Source organism: Stenotrophomonas sp. STM01 (genome assembly GCF_014852135.1).
GTDB lineage: Bacteria > Pseudomonadota > Gammaproteobacteria > Xanthomonadales > Xanthomonadaceae > Stenotrophomonas > Stenotrophomonas capsici.
Window position 1 is genome coordinate 1,742,927 of record NZ_JACVBA010000001.1, and the last position, 17,403, is coordinate 1,760,329.

At 67.8% G+C, this 17,403-nt stretch carries 16 protein-coding genes and 1 tRNA gene; 5 read left to right on the forward strand and 12 right to left on the reverse strand.

Annotation, left to right across the window (positions count from 1 at the left end; translation table 11 throughout):
* Positions 1–389: 389 nt before the first annotated feature.
* From IB227_RS18475 to birA, 5 genes are all read right to left on the reverse strand, one after another.
* Entirely contained in the window at positions 390–938 is a 549-nt protein-coding gene (locus tag IB227_RS18475) for a DUF805 domain-containing protein (RefSeq protein ID WP_225591626.1), read from the reverse strand.
* Between the two features lie 390 nt (positions 939–1,328).
* Positions 1,329–1,404: transfer RNA gene (locus IB227_RS08140), tRNA-Thr, on the reverse strand.
* A gap of 65 nt (positions 1,405–1,469) precedes the next feature.
* Entirely contained in the window at positions 1,470–2,258 is a 789-nt protein-coding gene (locus IB227_RS08145; protein WP_192286923.1) for an SPOR domain-containing protein, read from the reverse strand.
* A gap of 9 nt (positions 2,259–2,267) precedes the next feature.
* The gene (locus IB227_RS08150) at positions 2,268–3,005 is read right to left on the reverse strand and encodes a type III pantothenate kinase (RefSeq protein ID WP_192286924.1); all 738 of its coding nucleotides are present in this window, start codon (positions 3,003–3,005) and stop codon (positions 2,268–2,270) included.
* Positions 3,002–3,967, reverse strand: a complete 966-nt coding sequence (birA, locus tag IB227_RS08155) for a bifunctional biotin--[acetyl-CoA-carboxylase] ligase/biotin operon repressor BirA (RefSeq protein WP_192286925.1) — start codon at positions 3,965–3,967, stop codon at positions 3,002–3,004. Before birA ends, IB227_RS08150 begins: the two co-directional genes overlap by 4 nt.
* A gap of 126 nt (positions 3,968–4,093) precedes the next feature.
* Here birA and IB227_RS08160 point away from each other — a divergent pair, with 126 nt between their 5' ends.
* Positions 4,094–4,384: a hypothetical protein gene (locus IB227_RS08160; RefSeq protein ID WP_132862465.1), complete on the forward strand. Its 291-nt coding sequence runs from the start codon at positions 4,094–4,096 to the stop codon at positions 4,382–4,384.
* Between the two features lie 8 nt (positions 4,385–4,392).
* Positions 4,393–5,169: a M90 family metallopeptidase gene (locus IB227_RS08165; RefSeq protein ID WP_192286926.1), complete on the forward strand. Its 777-nt coding sequence runs from the start codon at positions 4,393–4,395 to the stop codon at positions 5,167–5,169.
* 92 nt (positions 5,170–5,261) lie between these two features.
* On the opposite strand, the gene IB227_RS08170 is transcribed toward IB227_RS08165, so the two are convergent.
* The 4 genes from IB227_RS08170 to dusA all read right to left on the reverse strand — a co-directional run bounded on the left by IB227_RS08170 (position 5,262) and on the right by dusA (position 9,037).
* Entirely contained in the window at positions 5,262–6,689 is a 1,428-nt protein-coding gene (locus IB227_RS08170) for an ATP-binding protein (RefSeq protein ID WP_192286927.1), read from the reverse strand.
* Between the two features lie 23 nt (positions 6,690–6,712).
* Positions 6,713–7,396 (reverse strand): response regulator transcription factor, encoded by a 684-nt coding sequence (locus tag IB227_RS08175; RefSeq protein ID WP_003469280.1) that lies wholly within the window; start codon positions 7,394–7,396, stop codon positions 6,713–6,715.
* A gap of 71 nt (positions 7,397–7,467) precedes the next feature.
* Positions 7,468–7,716, reverse strand: a complete 249-nt coding sequence (locus IB227_RS08180; RefSeq protein WP_132866029.1) for a hypothetical protein — start codon at positions 7,714–7,716, stop codon at positions 7,468–7,470.
* Between the two features lie 322 nt (positions 7,717–8,038).
* Positions 8,039–9,037, reverse strand: coding sequence for a tRNA dihydrouridine(20/20a) synthase DusA (dusA, locus tag IB227_RS08185; protein WP_192286928.1), 999 nt, complete (start codon positions 9,035–9,037; stop codon positions 8,039–8,041).
* Between the two features lie 601 nt (positions 9,038–9,638).
* Here dusA and IB227_RS08190 point away from each other — a divergent pair.
* The 3 genes from IB227_RS08190 (at position 9,639) to IB227_RS08200 (ending at position 12,957) form a co-directional block, all read left to right on the forward strand.
* Positions 9,639–10,163, forward strand: coding sequence for a helix-turn-helix transcriptional regulator (locus IB227_RS08190; protein WP_192286929.1), 525 nt, complete (start codon positions 9,639–9,641; stop codon positions 10,161–10,163).
* 120 nt (positions 10,164–10,283) lie between these two features.
* Positions 10,284–10,955, forward strand: coding sequence for a hypothetical protein (locus IB227_RS08195; protein ID WP_192286930.1), 672 nt, complete (start codon positions 10,284–10,286; stop codon positions 10,953–10,955).
* A 169-nt stretch (positions 10,956–11,124) separates the two neighbouring features.
* A complete protein-coding gene (locus IB227_RS08200) occupies positions 11,125–12,957 on the forward strand; it encodes a cyclic nucleotide-binding and patatin-like phospholipase domain-containing protein (RefSeq protein ID WP_192286931.1) in 1,833 nt (610 codons plus the stop codon).
* An 8-nt stretch (positions 12,958–12,965) separates the two neighbouring features.
* On the opposite strand, the gene IB227_RS08205 is transcribed toward IB227_RS08200, so the two are convergent.
* From IB227_RS08205 to IB227_RS08215, 3 genes are all read right to left on the reverse strand, one after another.
* Complete coding sequence (locus IB227_RS08205; protein ID WP_192286932.1) at positions 12,966–13,313, reverse strand: DUF3307 domain-containing protein; 348 nt, start codon at positions 13,311–13,313, stop codon at positions 12,966–12,968.
* Positions 13,314–13,349: 36 nt separating this feature from the next.
* A complete protein-coding gene (locus IB227_RS08210) occupies positions 13,350–15,494 on the reverse strand; it encodes an adenylate/guanylate cyclase domain-containing protein (RefSeq protein ID WP_225591759.1) in 2,145 nt (714 codons plus the stop codon).
* A 77-nt stretch (positions 15,495–15,571) separates the two neighbouring features.
* The gene (locus tag IB227_RS08215) at positions 15,572–17,398 is read right to left on the reverse strand and encodes a FecR domain-containing protein (RefSeq protein WP_192286934.1); all 1,827 of its coding nucleotides are present in this window, start codon (positions 17,396–17,398) and stop codon (positions 15,572–15,574) included.
* Between the last annotated feature and the right edge of the window lie 5 nt (positions 17,399–17,403).

A 17,403-nucleotide genomic window follows, 5' to 3' on the forward strand; every position in this document is an offset into this window, starting at 1 on the left:
ATGGGCCCCCATCTCGACCCGTAGAACTGCCCGGAGAGCATAAGCCAATGGCCTGACCGAAGGCGTCGCCTGCATCAGGCGCTTCCATCCACGACAGAACGCGCTGTCCTCCAGACAACCATCAGATGACTCAGGACCGACGGCATCCAATGCTGGCGTTCCACGTTTGGCCCCTGGCCCGGTGACGCATCACCTCCCGGCCCCCTCGCCGGCCGGCACCACTTCACGCTTGCCCATGTCGGCGCCGATACTCCCGGACACATTGCCGCTACGCGCCAGCGCACAGCACAGCCTTCCGGTTGGACCGGGCGAGCGGCGATGGCGGGATCCGGCCGTGCCTTGAACCCGGTGCCGCTCGGCGGAAGCCCTGGCCAACGGTGGCGTGGATCTTATCCCGGGGTTGCCTCGGTCGGTTCCGTGGCCTTGGTCGGGTAGGTGAGCAGATAGAGCAGCACGAGGATGCCGCCCACCGGTGCCAGGCTGATGAGCTGCCACCACGGGCTGAGCCCGGCGTCGCGTAACCGACGGGTACAGGCAGCCAACCATGGCACCAGAACAATGAGTGAGGCGATCTGCAGCGGCAGGGGACCTGTCGCCTCGGCGATCAGCTGGGCAAAGGCCAGCACCATCACAACGGCCAGGGCAAACCACCAGAAATCTGCACGCGGGGTGGTACCGGTGAACTCCAGACCGCGCCGTACGCCTTCGCGCATGGCCTCAACAGCAGGCTGGCTCGGGGCCGGCTTGCCTTCCAGGAGGCTTTCGGCGGGCACCTCAAAGACCGCTGCCAACGCCCGCAAGGACTCCGTCGAGATCTTCGCGCCTGACTCCAGGCGCTGAATGGTGCGCAGGTTCAAGCCGCTCAGATTGGCCAACTGCTCCTGCGACCATTGCCGGGCGGTGCGGAGTTCTCGAAGACGGGCGCTGTTGATGTGCATGGAAACTCCTTGGAGTCAGGGGCTCTGGTTTCCCCACATCATGCTGCCGCAACCGGCCTTGCGTGACGACAGGGGCCCGGCACCGCCCCGACGCGAGGCTGACAACGCGCTGTCGGGTCGCCCTGCAGCGGGTCCAGGCCACGTCGCCTCCTCTCTCACCGCTGTAGCCAAGGCACTGGTCACACGGCGCCCTCTACGTTGGCAAAAGCGTGGACAACAATTGCCGTTAGGTCGAGCCGATCCCATGAGCCATCGTGGACCTCTCCGTGTGCCCGTGTGCCCGTGTGCCTCAAGTGCAGGCAGATGCAAGGGCTCCGGACAAGCCGAAGCACGCAGCCCATTGATTTCGCTGCGAATCAGAGCGCTACGGGAAGCTGGACAATCGAGGTCTGGTGCCGCTTATCCGAATCGAACGGATGACCTACTGTTTACAAGACAGTTGCTCTACCAACTGAGCTAAAGCGGCAAGAAATCTTTCGGGCGGTGCGAGAACCCGCCGAGCGCCCCCGCTGGCCGGAGGCGGTCGCCATTCTAGCGCAGTCGTGCGCAATCCAGTGATTGTTGCTGGGCGGCGCCGGCACGTTGCATCAGGGTGGCTGGCGAGGCGCTGCTGGAGGCGACGTCCAGCCACCAGGTTGGCGGGGTTTCGTTGCCGCCGCCAGCCAGCCGCGCAGGGAAGCCGGCAGCCACCAGCGTGGCGAGACGGCGCTCGGCACCCTCGCGGTTGCGGTACTGGCCCAGCGCGACGGCATTGGCCTCTTCGCCCTGCGAGACCACGAAGTAGTCGCTGAAGCCCGCTTCCACGATGCGCTTGGCCGTGGCCTGCGCTTCCTCACGCGACGCCGCCGGCGGGATGAAGACACGGTAGCTGCCGCTGCCGGACTTGCCGGGAACTTCACGCACGCGCGGGCGCTGTGCGTCGGCACCCAGTGCCGCCTGCGCCGCCTGTGCCTTGGCCGCGTCGGTGAACGGGCCGAGGCTGGCGCAGTGCTCGACCGGCTTGGGCGTGGCTGCCACCGGCGGCACGGCCTCGGCCGGCTTGGCTTCGGTCGGCTTGGCCGGCGCCGGTGTCGACGCTGCCGGCTCGGCGTCCTCCGGCCGTGCAACGGCCGGTGCCGCCCCTGCGGCCGCGGGAGTAACCGCCGGCACGGCATCGCCCGTGGCGGCCGGCGCTGCCGGCGACGGCATCAGCTCAAGCGTGGCCACGCCGAGCTCGGGCTTGGCAGGTGCGGCGGCGGTATCGGCGCGCGGCACCATCCACCACAACGCGACGCCCACGTTGAGGATCACAAGAATGACGATCAGGAAGCGGCTCAGCATGCGCAGATCCTACCGTCCACCGGCGCCGTGGTGAACGGCCCAGCGCGCGAGCCCATCAAGCACCAGTGCCGGCCGGTGTTCGGCGTCGGGCAGCAGCGGCACCAACGGCGCGGCGCCGCCGCCGTGCACGATCAACGTCGGCGCGGCACCCAGCAACCCGCCAGCCTGTTGCAGGCTGCGTTCGACCAGCGCCACGGCGGCGCCATCGCAGCCGGACGCCAGCGCATCGGCGGTGTCGTTGGCGAACTCTGCGTAATCACCGCCGCTGGCGGGCAGTTGCACCGCACGCGCGTGCAGGGCCTCGCGCATCACCGTCGGCGAAGCGGCGATGCGGCCGCCGCGATGCAGGCCATCGCCGTCCATCAGGTCGATGGTCAACGCCGTCCCGACACCCACCACCAGCACCGGTCGTTGCAACGACACCGTCGCCAGCAGGCCCAGGAAACGATCAACACCGAATTTCTCCGGGCGCGCATAGGCCACGGTCACGCCGGCGCACTGCGCCTGGGTGCGCGCCACGTGCACCTGCTCGAAACGCTCGGACAGGATGCGCATCACCTCCCCGGTCAGTGCGGGCGCGGCCACGCTGGCCACCCAGGCGGCCTCGCCACGTGGCAGCGCTTCCAGCGCGCTGGCGGTCATCGCTTCGGCACCGTGCGCCCAGGCCTGCACGCTGCCGGCCTGGTTGCCATGCAGGGGCGCGAACTTGAAGCGCGAATTCCCCAGGTCGAACAACCAGTCGCTCATGCCGCCCTCACGCTGACTTCGCCGGCATGGAAACAGGTCTCCCGCCCGGCCATCTCCACCTTCAGCGCGCCATCGTCGGCCAGCCCGCAGGCCACGCCCTCGTGCATCACGCCCCCTTCCTCCACCCGCACCGCGCGGCCACGCAACACGTCCATGCCCGCATAACGCGGCAGGAACGGCGCCAGCCCTTCCTGCTCGAACAGGTCCAGCGCCGGCAGCAACGAGGACAGCAGCGCCATGACCACCGCGTCGCGCCGCACCGGCAGGCCGGCCAATGCGTCCAGGTCCACCCAGGGCTGGCCGATGTCGGCGGCGGCCGCCGCAGGCATGTGGACATTCAGTCCCAGCCCGATCACCGCACGCGCCGGGCCGGCGAACTCACCGCCGCCCTCGACCAGCAGGCCGCCCAGCTTGCGGCCGTCCACCACCACGTCGTTGGGCCATTTCAGGCCCACCTGGCCGAAGCCCAATCCCTGCAGCGCCTCGACCGTGGCCACGCCGACGGCCAGGCTCAGCCCGCCCAGGCGCGACAGGCCACCGGCGAAGCTGCGCGACAGCGACAGGTACACGTGCGCGGCCAACGGCGAGGCCCAGTGCCGGCCGCGACGGCCCCGGCCACCGGTCTGGCGCTCGGCCAGCAATACCTCCACCCCGCGCTCAGGCGCGCTGCGCTGCAGCAATTCGGTGTTGGTGGAGCTCACCGACCAGGCCACTTCCAGCCCTGCCAGCAACCCCTGCACGGGGGCAGCCAGCCCGGCGCGGATCCGTGCGGCATCCAGCAGGTCCAGTGGCTGCGCCAGCCGGTAGCCGTCGCCGGCGCGGCCTTCAATGGCCACGCCTGCGGCGCGAAGGCCTTGAATACGCTTCCAGACCGCTGCCCGGGTCAGGCCGAGCTCACGGGCCAGCGCGTCACCGGAGAACGCTCCAGCGCCCAGCTTGGCCAGCAATTGGCGGTCATCCACAGGGGGTTCCTCGACAACAGACCGCGAAATTATGCGGCATGCCCTCGCAAAGCGCCCGACGGGGGGCCCAATTCAGTCCAGAAAGCAGGCTAGAATCGGGAACTCACCCTGCTGTGGATGTTGACGATGCGCCACCTCGCTCATTGCCTGATCCTACTGCTGGCCCCGGTTGCGGCGCAGGCTTCGGATGCGCTCGGCGGTGCCGGCCAGGGTGGCTGCAGCTACGCGCCCAGCGAAGTGGAGCGTGTCGCCGTCCCGGCGGCCTCGGTGAACATCGCCACCACCGCACCGGCCGCCACCACGCCACCGGCCAAGGCCAAGGCCACGCAAAGTGCCGGCGGCGGCAGTGACGACGACATCCTGCCGCGCCTGCGCGCACCGCGCTGGCACCGCATGCTGCCCGGGATGTTCCGCTGATCCAGTCGTTGCTGCGCTGGTTCCGGCGCACGCCTGCTCCCCTTGATGACGCCCTCTGGCAACAGACCTGCCGGGGTTGTCATTGGCTGCATGCCCTGCAGCCCGCCCAGCAGGAGCGGCTGCGCGCCCTGACCGGGTTGTTCCTGCAGCACAAGACCATCACGCCGGTCGCCGGCCTGGTCCTGGACGAGGGCCAGCGCATGCTGCTGGCCGCGTTGTGCTGCCTGCCGTTGATCGAGTTCGGTGCCGAAGGCCTGCACGGCTGGTCGGAACTGGTGGTCTACCCCGATGCATTCCGGGTACGACGCCGTCATGACGATGCCATCGACGACGGCCACGAATGGGGCGTGGTACACGAATGGGACGACGAGCTGATCGGTGAGTCGTGGGACAGCGGCCCGTTGATCCTGTCCTGGGCCGACGTGCAGGCCGATATCGCCGACCCGCACGCCGGTTTCTGCGTGGCCGTGCATGAAATGGCACACAAGCTGGACGCACTGGACGGAGCCATTGACGGCACCCCGCCGCTGCCACGCGAATGGCAGCGGCAATGGGCGCACGATTTCCAGCAGTGTTACGACCACTTCCGCGCGCAGGTGGACCGGGAGCAGGAGGTCACCCTCGATCCGTACGCGGCCGAAGCCCCGGAAGAGTTCTTCGCGGTGGTCAGCGAGTACCACTTCTCCGCACCCGATGTCCTGGAGCAGGCGATGCCGGCAGTCGCCGCGCACCTGCGCCGGCTGTATGGCCCGTCGCCGGGCAGTGCGACCCAAGCGCAGTATTGATCGCGTGGTGATGCCGGGATTGCATCCCAGCCTGCGCAGGTCACGGCTGATGCGCCTGCCTGGGGCAACGCGATGCCGCGATGGCGCCGTGCTCAGATGCCCGGCGGCAGGGTGACTTCGAAGCGGGCACCGCCCAGTTCGCTGGAACGGCTCACCTGCAGTTGGCCGCGGTAGGCCTTGATCAGGTCCTGCACGATCGACAGGCCGATGCCGTGGCCCTGCACGCGCTCATCGCCGCGCACGCCACGCTGCAGCACCTTGGCGATGTTCTCGTCGGCGATGCCCGGGCCGTCGTCGTCCACCGCCAGCATCAGGCCGGCACGGCGGCCGCCACCGCTGGTGATCGGCCGTGCGGTCAGCATCACGCGGCGGTTGGCCCACTTGAAGGCGTTCTCCAGCAGGTTGCCCAGCAGCTCCTGCAGGTCGCCCGGCTCGCCGTAGAAACTGACGCCCGGCTCCAGTTCGAACTCGCAGAGCACGCCCTTGGCGGCGTAGACCTTCTCCAGACCGCGCACGATCTCCTCGGCGTTGGACTCGATCGGCACCGGCGCGGAGAACAGCTTGTGACCGGACGATGCCGCACGCGCCAACTGGTAGGACACCAGGTTGTTCATGCGCTGCAGCTGCACGTCCAGTTCCTCGCGCAGCTCCTGCGGGTCATTGGCACCGCTGTCCAGCTGGGTGCGCAGCACCGCCAGCGGCGTCTTCAGGCTATGCGCCAGGTCGGCCAGCGTGTTGCGCTGCCGCTCCAGGTTCTCGCGCTCGCTTTCGATGAAGGCGTTGATGCTTTCGGTCAGCGGCGCCAGCTCGCGCGGGTGCAGCTCGCTCATGCGCTCGCGCTCGCCGCGCTGCACCTTGGTCAGCTCGTTGATCACGCGCTTGAGCGGGCGCAGGCTCCACTGCAGCACCAGGGTCTGCAGCAGCAACAGGATCAGGCCGGTGACGCCCAGCCAGAACCACACCGCGCCACGGAACACGCGCAGCTGCTTGCCCAGCGCACGCGAGTCCTCCAGCACGTAGATGGTGTACGGGAATTCGGTTTCCGGGCCGCCGTCGCCGCCCCAGACCAGGCCCATGCCATAGCGGTAGACCTCGCCGGGCGTGCCATCGATCTGGGTCATCGGCAACGGGCCTTCGAACACTTCCTCGCGCGGCTTGAGCATGCGCCCGCTGACGTCAGGCAGCATCGGGCCTTCGGCGGACATGGAATTGCCGGTGCCACCAGGCATCACCACCTGCAGGTACAGGCCGTTGCCGGGCACGTCGAAGCGGGGATCCGGCGGCTGCTCGCGGATGTACAACGAGCCGTCGCGGGTGAAATCCACGCCACCGGCATAGGCGGTGGCGTAGTTCTTCAGGCGTTCACTGAGGTTGGCTCGCGCGGTGTCGGCGAACATGGCGTCCAGTGCGTAACCGGCCAGCGCCAGGAACGCCACCAGGCCCACCGAGGCAGCCAATAGCTGGCGGGCCTGCAGGGAGCGGGGCCGCCAACGCTTCAATAGCCACTGACGGCCCGTCATACCGCAACGCCCCTGGGAGGGGCTCAGCCCTCGGTACGCGGAATCGCGAACCGGTAACCGCGGCCACGCACGGTTTCGATCGGCTTGAGCTCACCGTCCGGATCCAGCTTCTTGCGCAGGCGGCCGATGAACACTTCAAGCACGTTCGAGTCGCGGTCGAAATCCTGCTGGTAGATGTGCTCGGTGAGGTCGGCCTTGGAGACCAGTTCACCGGCATGCATCATCAGGTACTCGAGGACCTTGTACTCGTAGCTGGTCAGGTCGACGTTGCTGCCGCTGACGCTGACGGTCTGTGCCGCCAGGTCCAGCGCGACCGGGCCGCATTCCAGGGTCGGCTTGGACCAGCCGGCGGCGCGGCGCAGCAGCGCGTTGACGCGGGCCAGCAGCTCTTCGACATGGAACGGCTTGACCAGGTAGTCGTCGGCGCCCTGCTTCAGGCCCTCGACCTTGTCCTGCCAGCTCGAACGGGCGGTCAGGATCAGCACCGGGAACTTCTTGCCTTCATCGCGCAGCGCCTTGATCAGCTCCATGCCCGACATCTTCGGCAGGCCCAGATCGATGATGCCCACGTCGAACGGCACTTCGCGGCCCATGTACAGGCCTTCCTCGCCATCCTGTGCCGCATCCACTGCGAAACCTTCGCGCTTCAGGCGGGCTGCAAGGGTTTCCCGCAGCGGGGCTTCGTCTTCAACCAGAAGGATACGCATGAACTCTCCCTAGTAACTTGGGCCGGCACCTGCCGGCATTTTGATGCGGAACGCGTAGCGATTATCGCTGTTCAGGAGTTATCGCCGCGTGGTGGCTGGTCATCGGACCGCGGCGGCCGGGGAGCAGCCCGCGACGGCGAAGGGTCGTCCATGTAACGGACCCGACCGCGGTCGTCCATGTACTTGACGCGGTTGATGTCGCGCCCATCGTACGGCACGCGCTCGGCACCGAGAATGCGCCCGCCGGTTTCGCGCTGTACCCGACGCACGGCGTCGGACAGGGAGCGGTCGTTGGCCGGACGCCCACGCTCGGCCACCATCTGGGCCCGGGCCGGCTCCGCACGCGGCGGCGGCTCGGCCGACGCGGCGACCACGCCCGGACCTGCCACAGTCAACGTGGCGGCGAGGGTGATCTGCAGACGACGACGAAAGTGCGGATGCATGGGAACGATCCTAACGGACTGCGGGGCAACGTTCAAAATTCGTAAAAGGCGACGTTGAAAATTTTTCCCGGCCCTTACGAAATCACGGCAAATTCTTGATTTTTGGGAGTGAATCCGGTCTGAACCCTGCCCGCTTCCGCGCCGCTCATTCAGCAAAATGACCGGACAAATTGCCGCCTTTCTGCCCGGCCGCGCACCCTCAGGCGACGCGTTCGGCCTGGTCGCGGGTGACCTGCAGTGCCTGCTCGATCAGGCCCCAGTCGGCACCGGGACGGTGGGCGCCTTCGCTGAGGACCTGGCGGAACGCCCGCCCGCCCGGCTGGGCATGGAACAGGCCCAGCAGGTGCTTGCTGATGTGCTTGAGCGACAGTCCGTCGGCCAACCGAGCCTCCACGTAGGGCCGCATCTGCAGCAGCAGCTCCTCGCGCGTGCGCACCGCGGCACCGGTCTGGGCGGCCTCCAGCGCGTGCAGCACGTAGGGGTCGTGGTAGGCGGCGCGGCCCAGCATCACCCCATCCACGTGCTGCAGATGCGCCTGCGCGGCCTCGACGCTGGCAATGCCGCCATTGAGCGCCACCGGCAGGTCCGGGCGTTCGCGCTTGAGCCGGTACGCCCAGTCGTAGCGCAGCGGCGGGATCTCCCGGTTCTCCTTCGGCGACAGGCCCTGCAGCCACGCATTGCGGGCGTGCACCACCACCATCGCCGCGCCGGCCTGCACCTGGCGGTCGACGAACCCGGCGAAGCGGTCGTACTCGTTGTCCTCATCCACGCCCAGCCGGCACTTGATCGTCACCGGGATGTCCACCGCCGCGACCATGGCCGCCACGCAGTCGCCGACCAGCTCCGGCTCGCGCATCAGGCAGGCGCCGAAGCGCCCGGCCTGGACCCGGTCGGAGGGGCAGCCGCAGTTGAGGTTGATCTCGTCATAGCCCCAGTCGGCGGCGATCCGGGCCGCCGCGGCCAGCGCGGCCGGCTCACTGCCCCCCAACTGCAGCGCCAGCGGGTGTTCGCAGCGGTCAAAGCCGAGCAGCCGCTCGCGGTCGCCATGGATCACCGCATTGGCGTGCACCATCTCGGTGTACAGCCGCGCGCCCGGCGCGAGGATGCGGTGGAAGACCCGGCAATGGCGGTCCGTCCAGTCCATCATCGGCGCAACCGATACGGGATTAATATTATATTTCAATGACATACGACGCATCTGGATTCAAAATGGGGGCTGCACACTCCCCCGTAAGCCCCTGATTTTCCCTTTAGATCCCGGCGCAACGTACCTCCGCTGCACCAAGGGAATGCCGTGCACCCCATGGAGGTGATCGGGCGACTGGGGTAAAGAATGGCGCGCCTTGGCGCGTTCGCGGGGCGCATCCTACCCTCTCCAGGACTCCTTCAACGGAAAAGAAGGCTGCAGGGACTGGGCAAAGCTTACAGAGGAGGCCCTGAAGGCCAGCAAGACCCTCCCGGGAGCTGGCCATGACCAACCTTATCGACCGGTAGCACGAAGGAGGTGGCCGGCTCCAAGCCGATGCCGGCACGAAGCGCGGGAATCTAACGCGCTGGAAGGAGGTCACTCGGCGTCGGGATGTTTCCCTTCTGCCTCCCAGGACATGCTCGACCAGATCAGCAAGCGAATGACCGGCAAACCGGCATCAAAGGATCTGGCTTGCATGCTCCTGCGCACCGCCGTCCGGCATATGTTGCCTAACTGTTGCCCGTGGCAAACCCAGGTCGGCCACGCAGCGCACGTTTGCTCCCCCTGACATCGACTTGTGCACCGATCCCAGCGCGCGAGCTGGCTTTTTTTGTGTATCGGCACCTTGCTACATCCACCCGCCATTACCACGGACAATCAGGCGATACGCGAGAACGACGAAATAGCCGTAGCAGCTCGAGTTGCTATCGAAGGCTCAGGGCGCACCAAGAAGAAGATCGCCAATGCGTTTGGCGCGACGGAACAACCTAAGTCCGGTTGGTTGAGGACGGAAAAGGTAAACAAGCGCAAGTTGCCCAAACTAGCAGCGCTGGCCGGAAAGTCCCTTTCCCATTTCGGAAGGGAGGTCGAGGGTGATTCCATCTCTTCATTCGAACGCGAATACATCCGCAACATTGCAGGCTTTAACCGGCCGCGCCTTATCTCCGGCAGTGGAGACTCGATGCTGCGACTGGTCCAACCTGGCGGTGCCGTAATGATTGATACCGGCGTCAGCTCATGCGACGACGATGGAATCTACCTGATCAACATGGGCAAGGACCATCAGATCAAACGCCGGCCGGATCGGGATGTGATCCATGTCGCCAGTGAGAACAAAAGGTTAGAGTTACGGTGACCCGTTCCCGATGCCGGAAGGCACACAAATTGGCGGCAAGATATATCTTCGGATAGGATCGGGCGGCTTAATCAGGGCGGAGGCTACCTCCGGCAGATGGAATTACAACAGGGGAAATGGATGAACATCAAAGCAATTTCGCTAATGGCGGTTCTTGCTCTCACCGGCTGCGCGTCATCCAGCGTGCTTGTAGGCAATCAGCGCCCGCCAATTGATCCCTCTCGCGTACGTATCTATCTGGATCCGCCGGCCCGATTCGAGAAAGTTGCGCTACTGGATGCCGGCAGCCGTAATTCATGGGCCATCACCGATCAGGGCAAGACCAATAAGGTGATGGAGCGCTTGAAGCAGGAGGCGGCTGACCTCGGTGCCAATGGCATCCTTATTGGCGGAATGGGCGATCAGCAGATTGGCTCCGTCGGCTCCGGCCAAGCTTGGGGTTACGGCAACACTGCCTATGGGCTTGGCGTAAGCAGCGGGGTTTTCCAGAAGAAAGGCGCAGGCCTTGCCATCTATGTGTTTGAAGATGGGCAGGCGCAAGCCACTGTCCAGCCACAGGCACCGGTTGCCACCGCTTCGAATGCACCGCAGCCGCAGCAACAAGCCACCCAAGCTCAATCGCAGTCGCAGTCGCAGTCGCAGTCAGGATCGACTGGTGGGTCCGGTTGGCGCAGTTGGGGCTCACAAAGTGCCACCGCTCAGCAGAAAACCCTGTACCGCTGCCCGGGAAGTGATGGCTCTCAGGTTGTCACCGAGACGCCAGCGGCGGGCTGCACTGTTATTGCCCCGTAACGCATAGGCGCGGCTACAAAGTAGCCGTGCCTAACACCTGATCGCGGCCATTGGCCGATCCGTTCAGGTGGCGGGACGGCCGGGGCCATCCGCTCTTACGTTGGCGGGGCACAGTGGCATGCGGACAACCTCCGCTGTCTGATCCCGCCCTTGTCGCAAGAGCCCCGCCGTGTCCGTCGATGCTTCCTCCGTTCCCCGCTCCGAGCTGCTGGCTGGCCTGTCCGAGGCCCAGCGCGACAGCATCCTGGCGCAGATGCGTCGGCTGGCGCTGCGCAAGGGCGACCACCTGGTGCGGCAGGGCGATACGGCCGACCACGTGTACTACGTGGTGCGGGGTCGCTTCGAGGTGCTGCTGGACGGCCGCCACCTGGTGGCCGAGATCGGCACGGGCGAGCCGGTCGGCGAGATCGCCTTCTTCGGCGGGTTGACCCGCACCGCCGACGTGGTGGCCAGCCGCGACTCGGAGGTGCTGGAACTCAGCCGCGAGAGCTTCGACCGGTTGTCCGCGGCGCAGCCGGACTTCACCCAGTCCATCCTGCGCACGCTGGGACGGCGGCTGGCGGCGACCACCTCGGCCGCCGCAACCCTGGCCCCCCGCACCGCCGATGCGATCGGCCTGTGCCCGGCCGGCGGCGCACCGGTACCCGAAGCCCTGGTCGCACAGTTGCTGCAGGCGCTGCGCGACAGCGTGCCACGGGTGACCGTGCTGCGCGCGCATGACCTGCCCGCCGGGTTGGAGGCCGCCGACGAGCAGCAGCTGTCGCGCTGGCTGGGGCTGCAGGAGTCGGACGGCGGCAAGCTGCTGCTGGTCGCCGGTGACGGCCATGCCGGCTGGGACCGCGTGGCATTGCGCCACTGCGACCAGCTGCTGCTGTGCGGCCGGCTGGACGAGGCCCGCCAGGGCACCGTGCCGTTGGGCACGCTGGAAGCCTATGCGTTGCCGCTGTTCCGCCCGCGCCAGGTCGGCCTGCTGCTGTGGCGCGAACATGCCAGCGAGCCCATCGCCGGCACCGCACATTGGCTGCAGCAGCGCCCGCTGCACCTGCACCACCATGTCGCCCTGGACAGCGACGCGCACCTCGGCCGCGTCGCGCGCCTGCTCAGCGGCCATGCGCTGGGCGCGGTCCTTGGCGGTGGTGGCGCGCTGGGAGCCGGTCACATCGGTACGTTGCGGGCGCTGAGCGAAGCCGGCGTGGAACTGGACATCATCGGCGGCACTTCGATCGGCTCGGTGGTCGCGCGCGCCTATGCCGCCGGTGACGATGCCGCGCGGATGATGGCCGACTACGACCAGTTCTTCCTGCAGCGCAAGGCGCTGGGCCGCTTCACCCTGCCCTGGTACAGCCTGCTCGACCACCGCCACCTGGATGCCTGCATGCACGACCAGCTGGGCGACTCACGGCTGGAAGACCTGCCGATCAACTGCTTCGCGGTGGGTGCCAACCTGTCCACCAACGAGTTGGAGGTGGTGCGCCACGGCCTGACCCGCGATGCACTGCGCATCTCCACCGCCATCCCCGTCGCGCTGCCGCCGTGGATCAGCGCGCAGGGCCACGTCCTGGTCGACGGCGGGGTGATGAACAACGTGCCGGTGTCGGTGATGCGCGCGATCAAGAGCGGCCCCAACCTGATCTCGATGCTGTCCTCCGACGACGAGTGGCGCGTCAGCAGCGCCTACGCGCAGGTGCCCTCACGGCTGTCGCTGGCCTGGCAGCTGCTGACCGGCAGACGCAAGGGCGATGACTTCCCCCGCATCGGCGTGGTGGCCGCGCGCTCGATGCAGATCACCTCCGGGCGCATGCTGCGCGGTGCCGGGCGTGGCAACGACCTGCTGCTCAAGCCGCCGACGGTACCGGGCATGGGCCTGCTGAACTTCAAGCTGGGCCGTGCGCAGGAGCAGGCCGGCTACGAATACACGCGCCGACTGCTGGACCGCATCGATGGGCTGGTTGGCCTGCGCGCCTGGCAGCGCGGCGAAACGGTACCGGCGCTGGAGGAGTAAGGGCGCGCTCAGGGCAGCGCGGGCACCCAGGCCAGCAGCCCCAACCAGATGAACTTGCACACCACGTGCAGCAACTGGTCGACGTTGTAGCTGATGCGGTGACCGCACTTCAGGTCATCGATCAGCATGTGGCTCAGCGCTTCCAGCACGCCCAGCACGATGCTGCCGGTGATCACGCCGACCGCACCGCCGTGGATCACCGCATGCGCACCCAGTGCCTGGTACCACGGCACACCGGGGACCGGCGCGAAACGGTTCTTGGCCTTGGCCAGGAATTCGCCCTGCAGCGGGTAGTCGGCCAATGCGTGGCCGACGATCAACAGGGTCAAGGTCTGCAGCAGTGCGTGGGAATCCATTGGCAACCTGCCTCGGGCTGAAGGTGGAGTCTGGCACTACTTGGAGGTGGCCGTGAAGATGCCATCCCACCCCTCGGGTGGTTGGTCCAGCAGGTGCTCGAGGCGTTGCGCGTACAGCGCGTGCAGGGCCTGCAACGGCCGTGCCGCCGGCGTGTCGCCCGGTGCCTGCAACAGCACCCGCGCCTGCTGGAAATCCCCCTGCCGGTAGCTGGCCAACATGGCCGCGTGGTGCCGGGCCAGCGCCAGGAAGGCAGCGTCGACCGCGTGGCGAGCATCACCCAACAGCGCATGCAGCACCACCGGCTCGCCACGCCCCACCACGCGCACGCGGTCGACCTCGACGAAGGCCAGGTCCGCGGCCTGCGCGCGCACCGCCTCGGTCACCAGCACGGTGACGCCGTAGAACTTGGTCAGGCCTTCCACGCGCGAGGCCAGGTTGACCGTGTCGCCGATGGCCGAATACGAGAAGCGCTGCTGCGAGCCCAGGTTGCCGACGCAGGCATCGCCACAATGCAGGCCGACGCCGATGCGGAGCGCGCTGTCGCGGGTCCGGTTGAGCGCGGCCACCGCGTCGGCCATGCCCAGGGCGGCCAGGCAGGCCTTGCGCGGATGGTCGGCGATATCCACCGGGGCGTTCCAGAACGCCATGATGGCGTCGCCGATGTACTTGTCGATGGTGGCCTCGTGCGCCAGCAGTACATCGGTCATCGGCGTGAGGTAGTGGTTGAGCAGCGCGGTGAGCGCGTCGGGGCTGAGCTGCTCCGACAACGTGGTGAAGCCGCGGATGTCGGAGAACAGCACCGTGATCTGCCGGGTCTGGCCGCCGAGCTGCAACGCCTGTGCATCCTGAGACAGGCGCTCGACCAGGGCCGGCGACAGGTAGCGTGCGAACGCGGTGCGCACGAAGCGTTTCTCGCGGTTACCCAGGAACAACAACGCCGGCATCATGGTCAGGAACACCACCAGCAGGCATAGCAGGCCAGGCAGCGGATCGAGCAGCATCGCGTGGCTGCGGTAGGCCCACCACGCGCCGCCGAACACGCCGCCCACCAGCCCCAGCAGTGCCAGCGAGGACAACACCGGCCGTCCCAGGCGCAGCACTGCGAGCAACAGCAGCGTAGCGACCACCGCCGCCAGCACCTCGGCACCGCGTGCCCAGTCCGGGCGTTGCAGGAACTGCTGGTTCAACGCCTGGTCGATCAGCTCGGCATGCACGTTGACACCCGGTTCGGCCGCGACGCGCGGCGTGGCGACGATGTCGCGCAGGCCGATCGCCGAGGTGCCGATCAACACGATGCGGCCCTCGACCTTGTCGGCCAGTGCGGCGCCATCGTCCTGCAACAGCTGCCAGGCCGGGATCACGGTCATGTGCGGCATGCCGGAGAAATGCACGCGGAAGCGGCCATCGGCCATGACCGGAAGCTCCAGCACCCCGACCCGTACCGACGTCATCGCCACCGGGCCAGCCCCCACCTCCCCGCTCGCGTCGCTGGAGCGCAGCGTCAGCCCCGATGCGCCCTGGGCGACGCGCAGGGCCTCCACGCCGAGGCCCGGGTACACCTGGCCGGCCGCGACCGCGGCCAGCGGCAAGGTGCGGATGATGTTGTCGCGCGCCGGCGGGAACGAGAAGCTGCCGATACCGCTGGCCGCGTCGGTCAGTGCCGGCAGGTTCGACAAGCCACCGCGTGTGGCGTCCAGGTAATCACGCGGGTCACTGCCGGCAAACGACAGGCCTGCGACCGGCGGCAGCAGCGTGCGCCCGCCTTCGTCGGACAACGCCACGCCCATCACCACCGGATTGCGTGCGATGGACGCGGCGAACAACGCGTCGTTGTCCAGTACCGCACCGGCCGGAACCTGCACGTCGATGCCCTGCGCCCGCAGCCGTTGCAGCTGCGGGCCGAGCGAGGTGCGGTCCGGCTCGGTGAATACCATGTCGAAGGCGATGGCGGCCGCGCCCATGCCACCGAGCACATCCACCGCCTGGCCGATGCGGTCACGCGGCCACGGCCATTGGCCGATGTGCTGCAGCGAGGCTTCGTCGATGTCGACCACCACCACGCCCGGGTCGGCGGTGGCCGCCCGGGGAGCGGCGCGCTGGAACGCGTCGAAGACCAGGTCGGCCAGGCGCGAGAAGCCGTCGCGGAAGGTGATGTCCAACGTCAACGCGAGCAGCAGCATGGCCACGCCGGCCAGCAGCAGCCGGAATCGGCGTGGGCGTTCACCAGAGTGCGGGCGCGTGGCCAGGACGGGCGACCTCAAAGGCCGTTGGGCGGCGCATCGCCGGTCTTGTCACCGGCGAAGACGCCGCTGGCCGACCAGCTGCCATCGCTGCCCCAGAACGTGCCCAGCATCGCCGCCGCCGGATCGGTGCCGTCACTGGCGAAACCAGCCGAATACTCGCCATAGAAGCCGCTGTTGGCATCCATGCCGAGCGAGCCGCTGAACGCTCCGTCCGGCATGCCGGACATGAGCTGGTCCAGGTTGAGTGCGTTGTCGCCGAAGCTGCGCCCATCGAAGTTGGCGATCTGCAGGCTGCCGGTGCCGCTGCCGAAATCCACCGTGGCGGTGAAGTCGCCGGTCACGCCGGTGGTGACCACGCCGTTGTCCGACACGCTGCCGATCGCGGTGCCCGCATAGCTGGCGATGACGTCGGTCGGCAGTTCGGCCAGCGGCGTGAGCTGGCCGATGATCCAGTAGCCGTCCTGGGCCGAGTAGGTGGTGCCATTGGCCGCCACGTCCGCCGACCACTGCCCCCAGCTCAGGTAGTCGCAATCACACAGGGCGTTGCTGTCACCGACCACCTGTGCGTCACCCTCGCCGGTGGTCACCCCATAGCTCAGGTCGTGCAGGTAGTCCCCGCTGCCGGTGAACGCCGCCCCTTCCCAGGTCCGCGGGGCGATGCGCGCTGTCACCGTGCCGCCATCCGGGTCGAACTGGAATTCGGCGCTGCCCGGCTGCAACGGCGAGCCGCCACCGAGGCCCCCGGCAAAGCCCTGCAGGATGCCGGAGAAGGTTCGGGTTGGGGCGGGATCTACGGGATCCACAGGATCCACGGGATCCACGGGATCCACGGGATCCACGGGATCCACGGGATCCACGGGATCCACGGGATCTACGGGATCTACGGGATCTACGGGATCCACGGGATCCACGGGATCTACCGGATCTACCGGATCTACCGGATCTACGGGATCCACAGGATCCACGGGATCCACGGGATCCACGGGGTCCACGGGGTCCACGGGATCCACCGGCGGCCGCTGTTCGATGCCTGTCTCGATCAGGGACTGGCCCACGCCGGCGGCCGGCGCATCGGTGGGCAGTACAAGCAGTGCCAGCAGCGGATCGACCCCCGGCACACCCAGCTCCGGTGCCATCGGGCCGCCGCTGAAGCCGGCCATGTGATTGGGTTGTGCGTCCAGCCCGCCGGTGGGCTGGCTGCCCGCCGGTGCCGCCGGCAGTGCAGCCGCGGGGTCCACGGGCATGCCCATCACCGGAAGCAGCGTGGCACCCATGCCGTTGGATGCGAACGAGGTCCCCGGCTGATGCAACGCGACCGGCGTGCCCTGGTTGGGTGCGAACGTGGCACCGATACCGAACTCGAAATCGCCGCGGGCGCTACCGGCACAGCCGGCCGGCGCGTCATCCACGCACAGCCCGAGGATGCCGCCACGGATGCCCGCCACGCCAACCGGCGTCTTCACCGTAACGCCATCGGCGCTCTTGGAAGCGGCACCGCCGATGAAGCGCATGACCCCGCGCGACATGCTGCCGGCCAGGCGGGCCGTGCCCTTGTCGGGGTCGTACACGAAGTGGTCGATCACCAGCGACGAGCGCGGCCCGATGGTGAAGCTGGAACCGTCCACCAACAGCACCTGCACCACGCCCTTCGCATCGGTCTGGAAACGCTGGTCGCGCACCACGTTGTCCCCCAGCCGCACCACCTGCAGCGGCGCGTTGCCGGAGCGGCTGCGCGCATCGGGCGCGACTGCCGCGGCCACGCCCACTTTCTCGGCCTGCGCCATCGCCGACGCACCAAGCGCCAGGCCAATCGCCACTACCAGGGGAAGGGAAGTACGCATGCCCA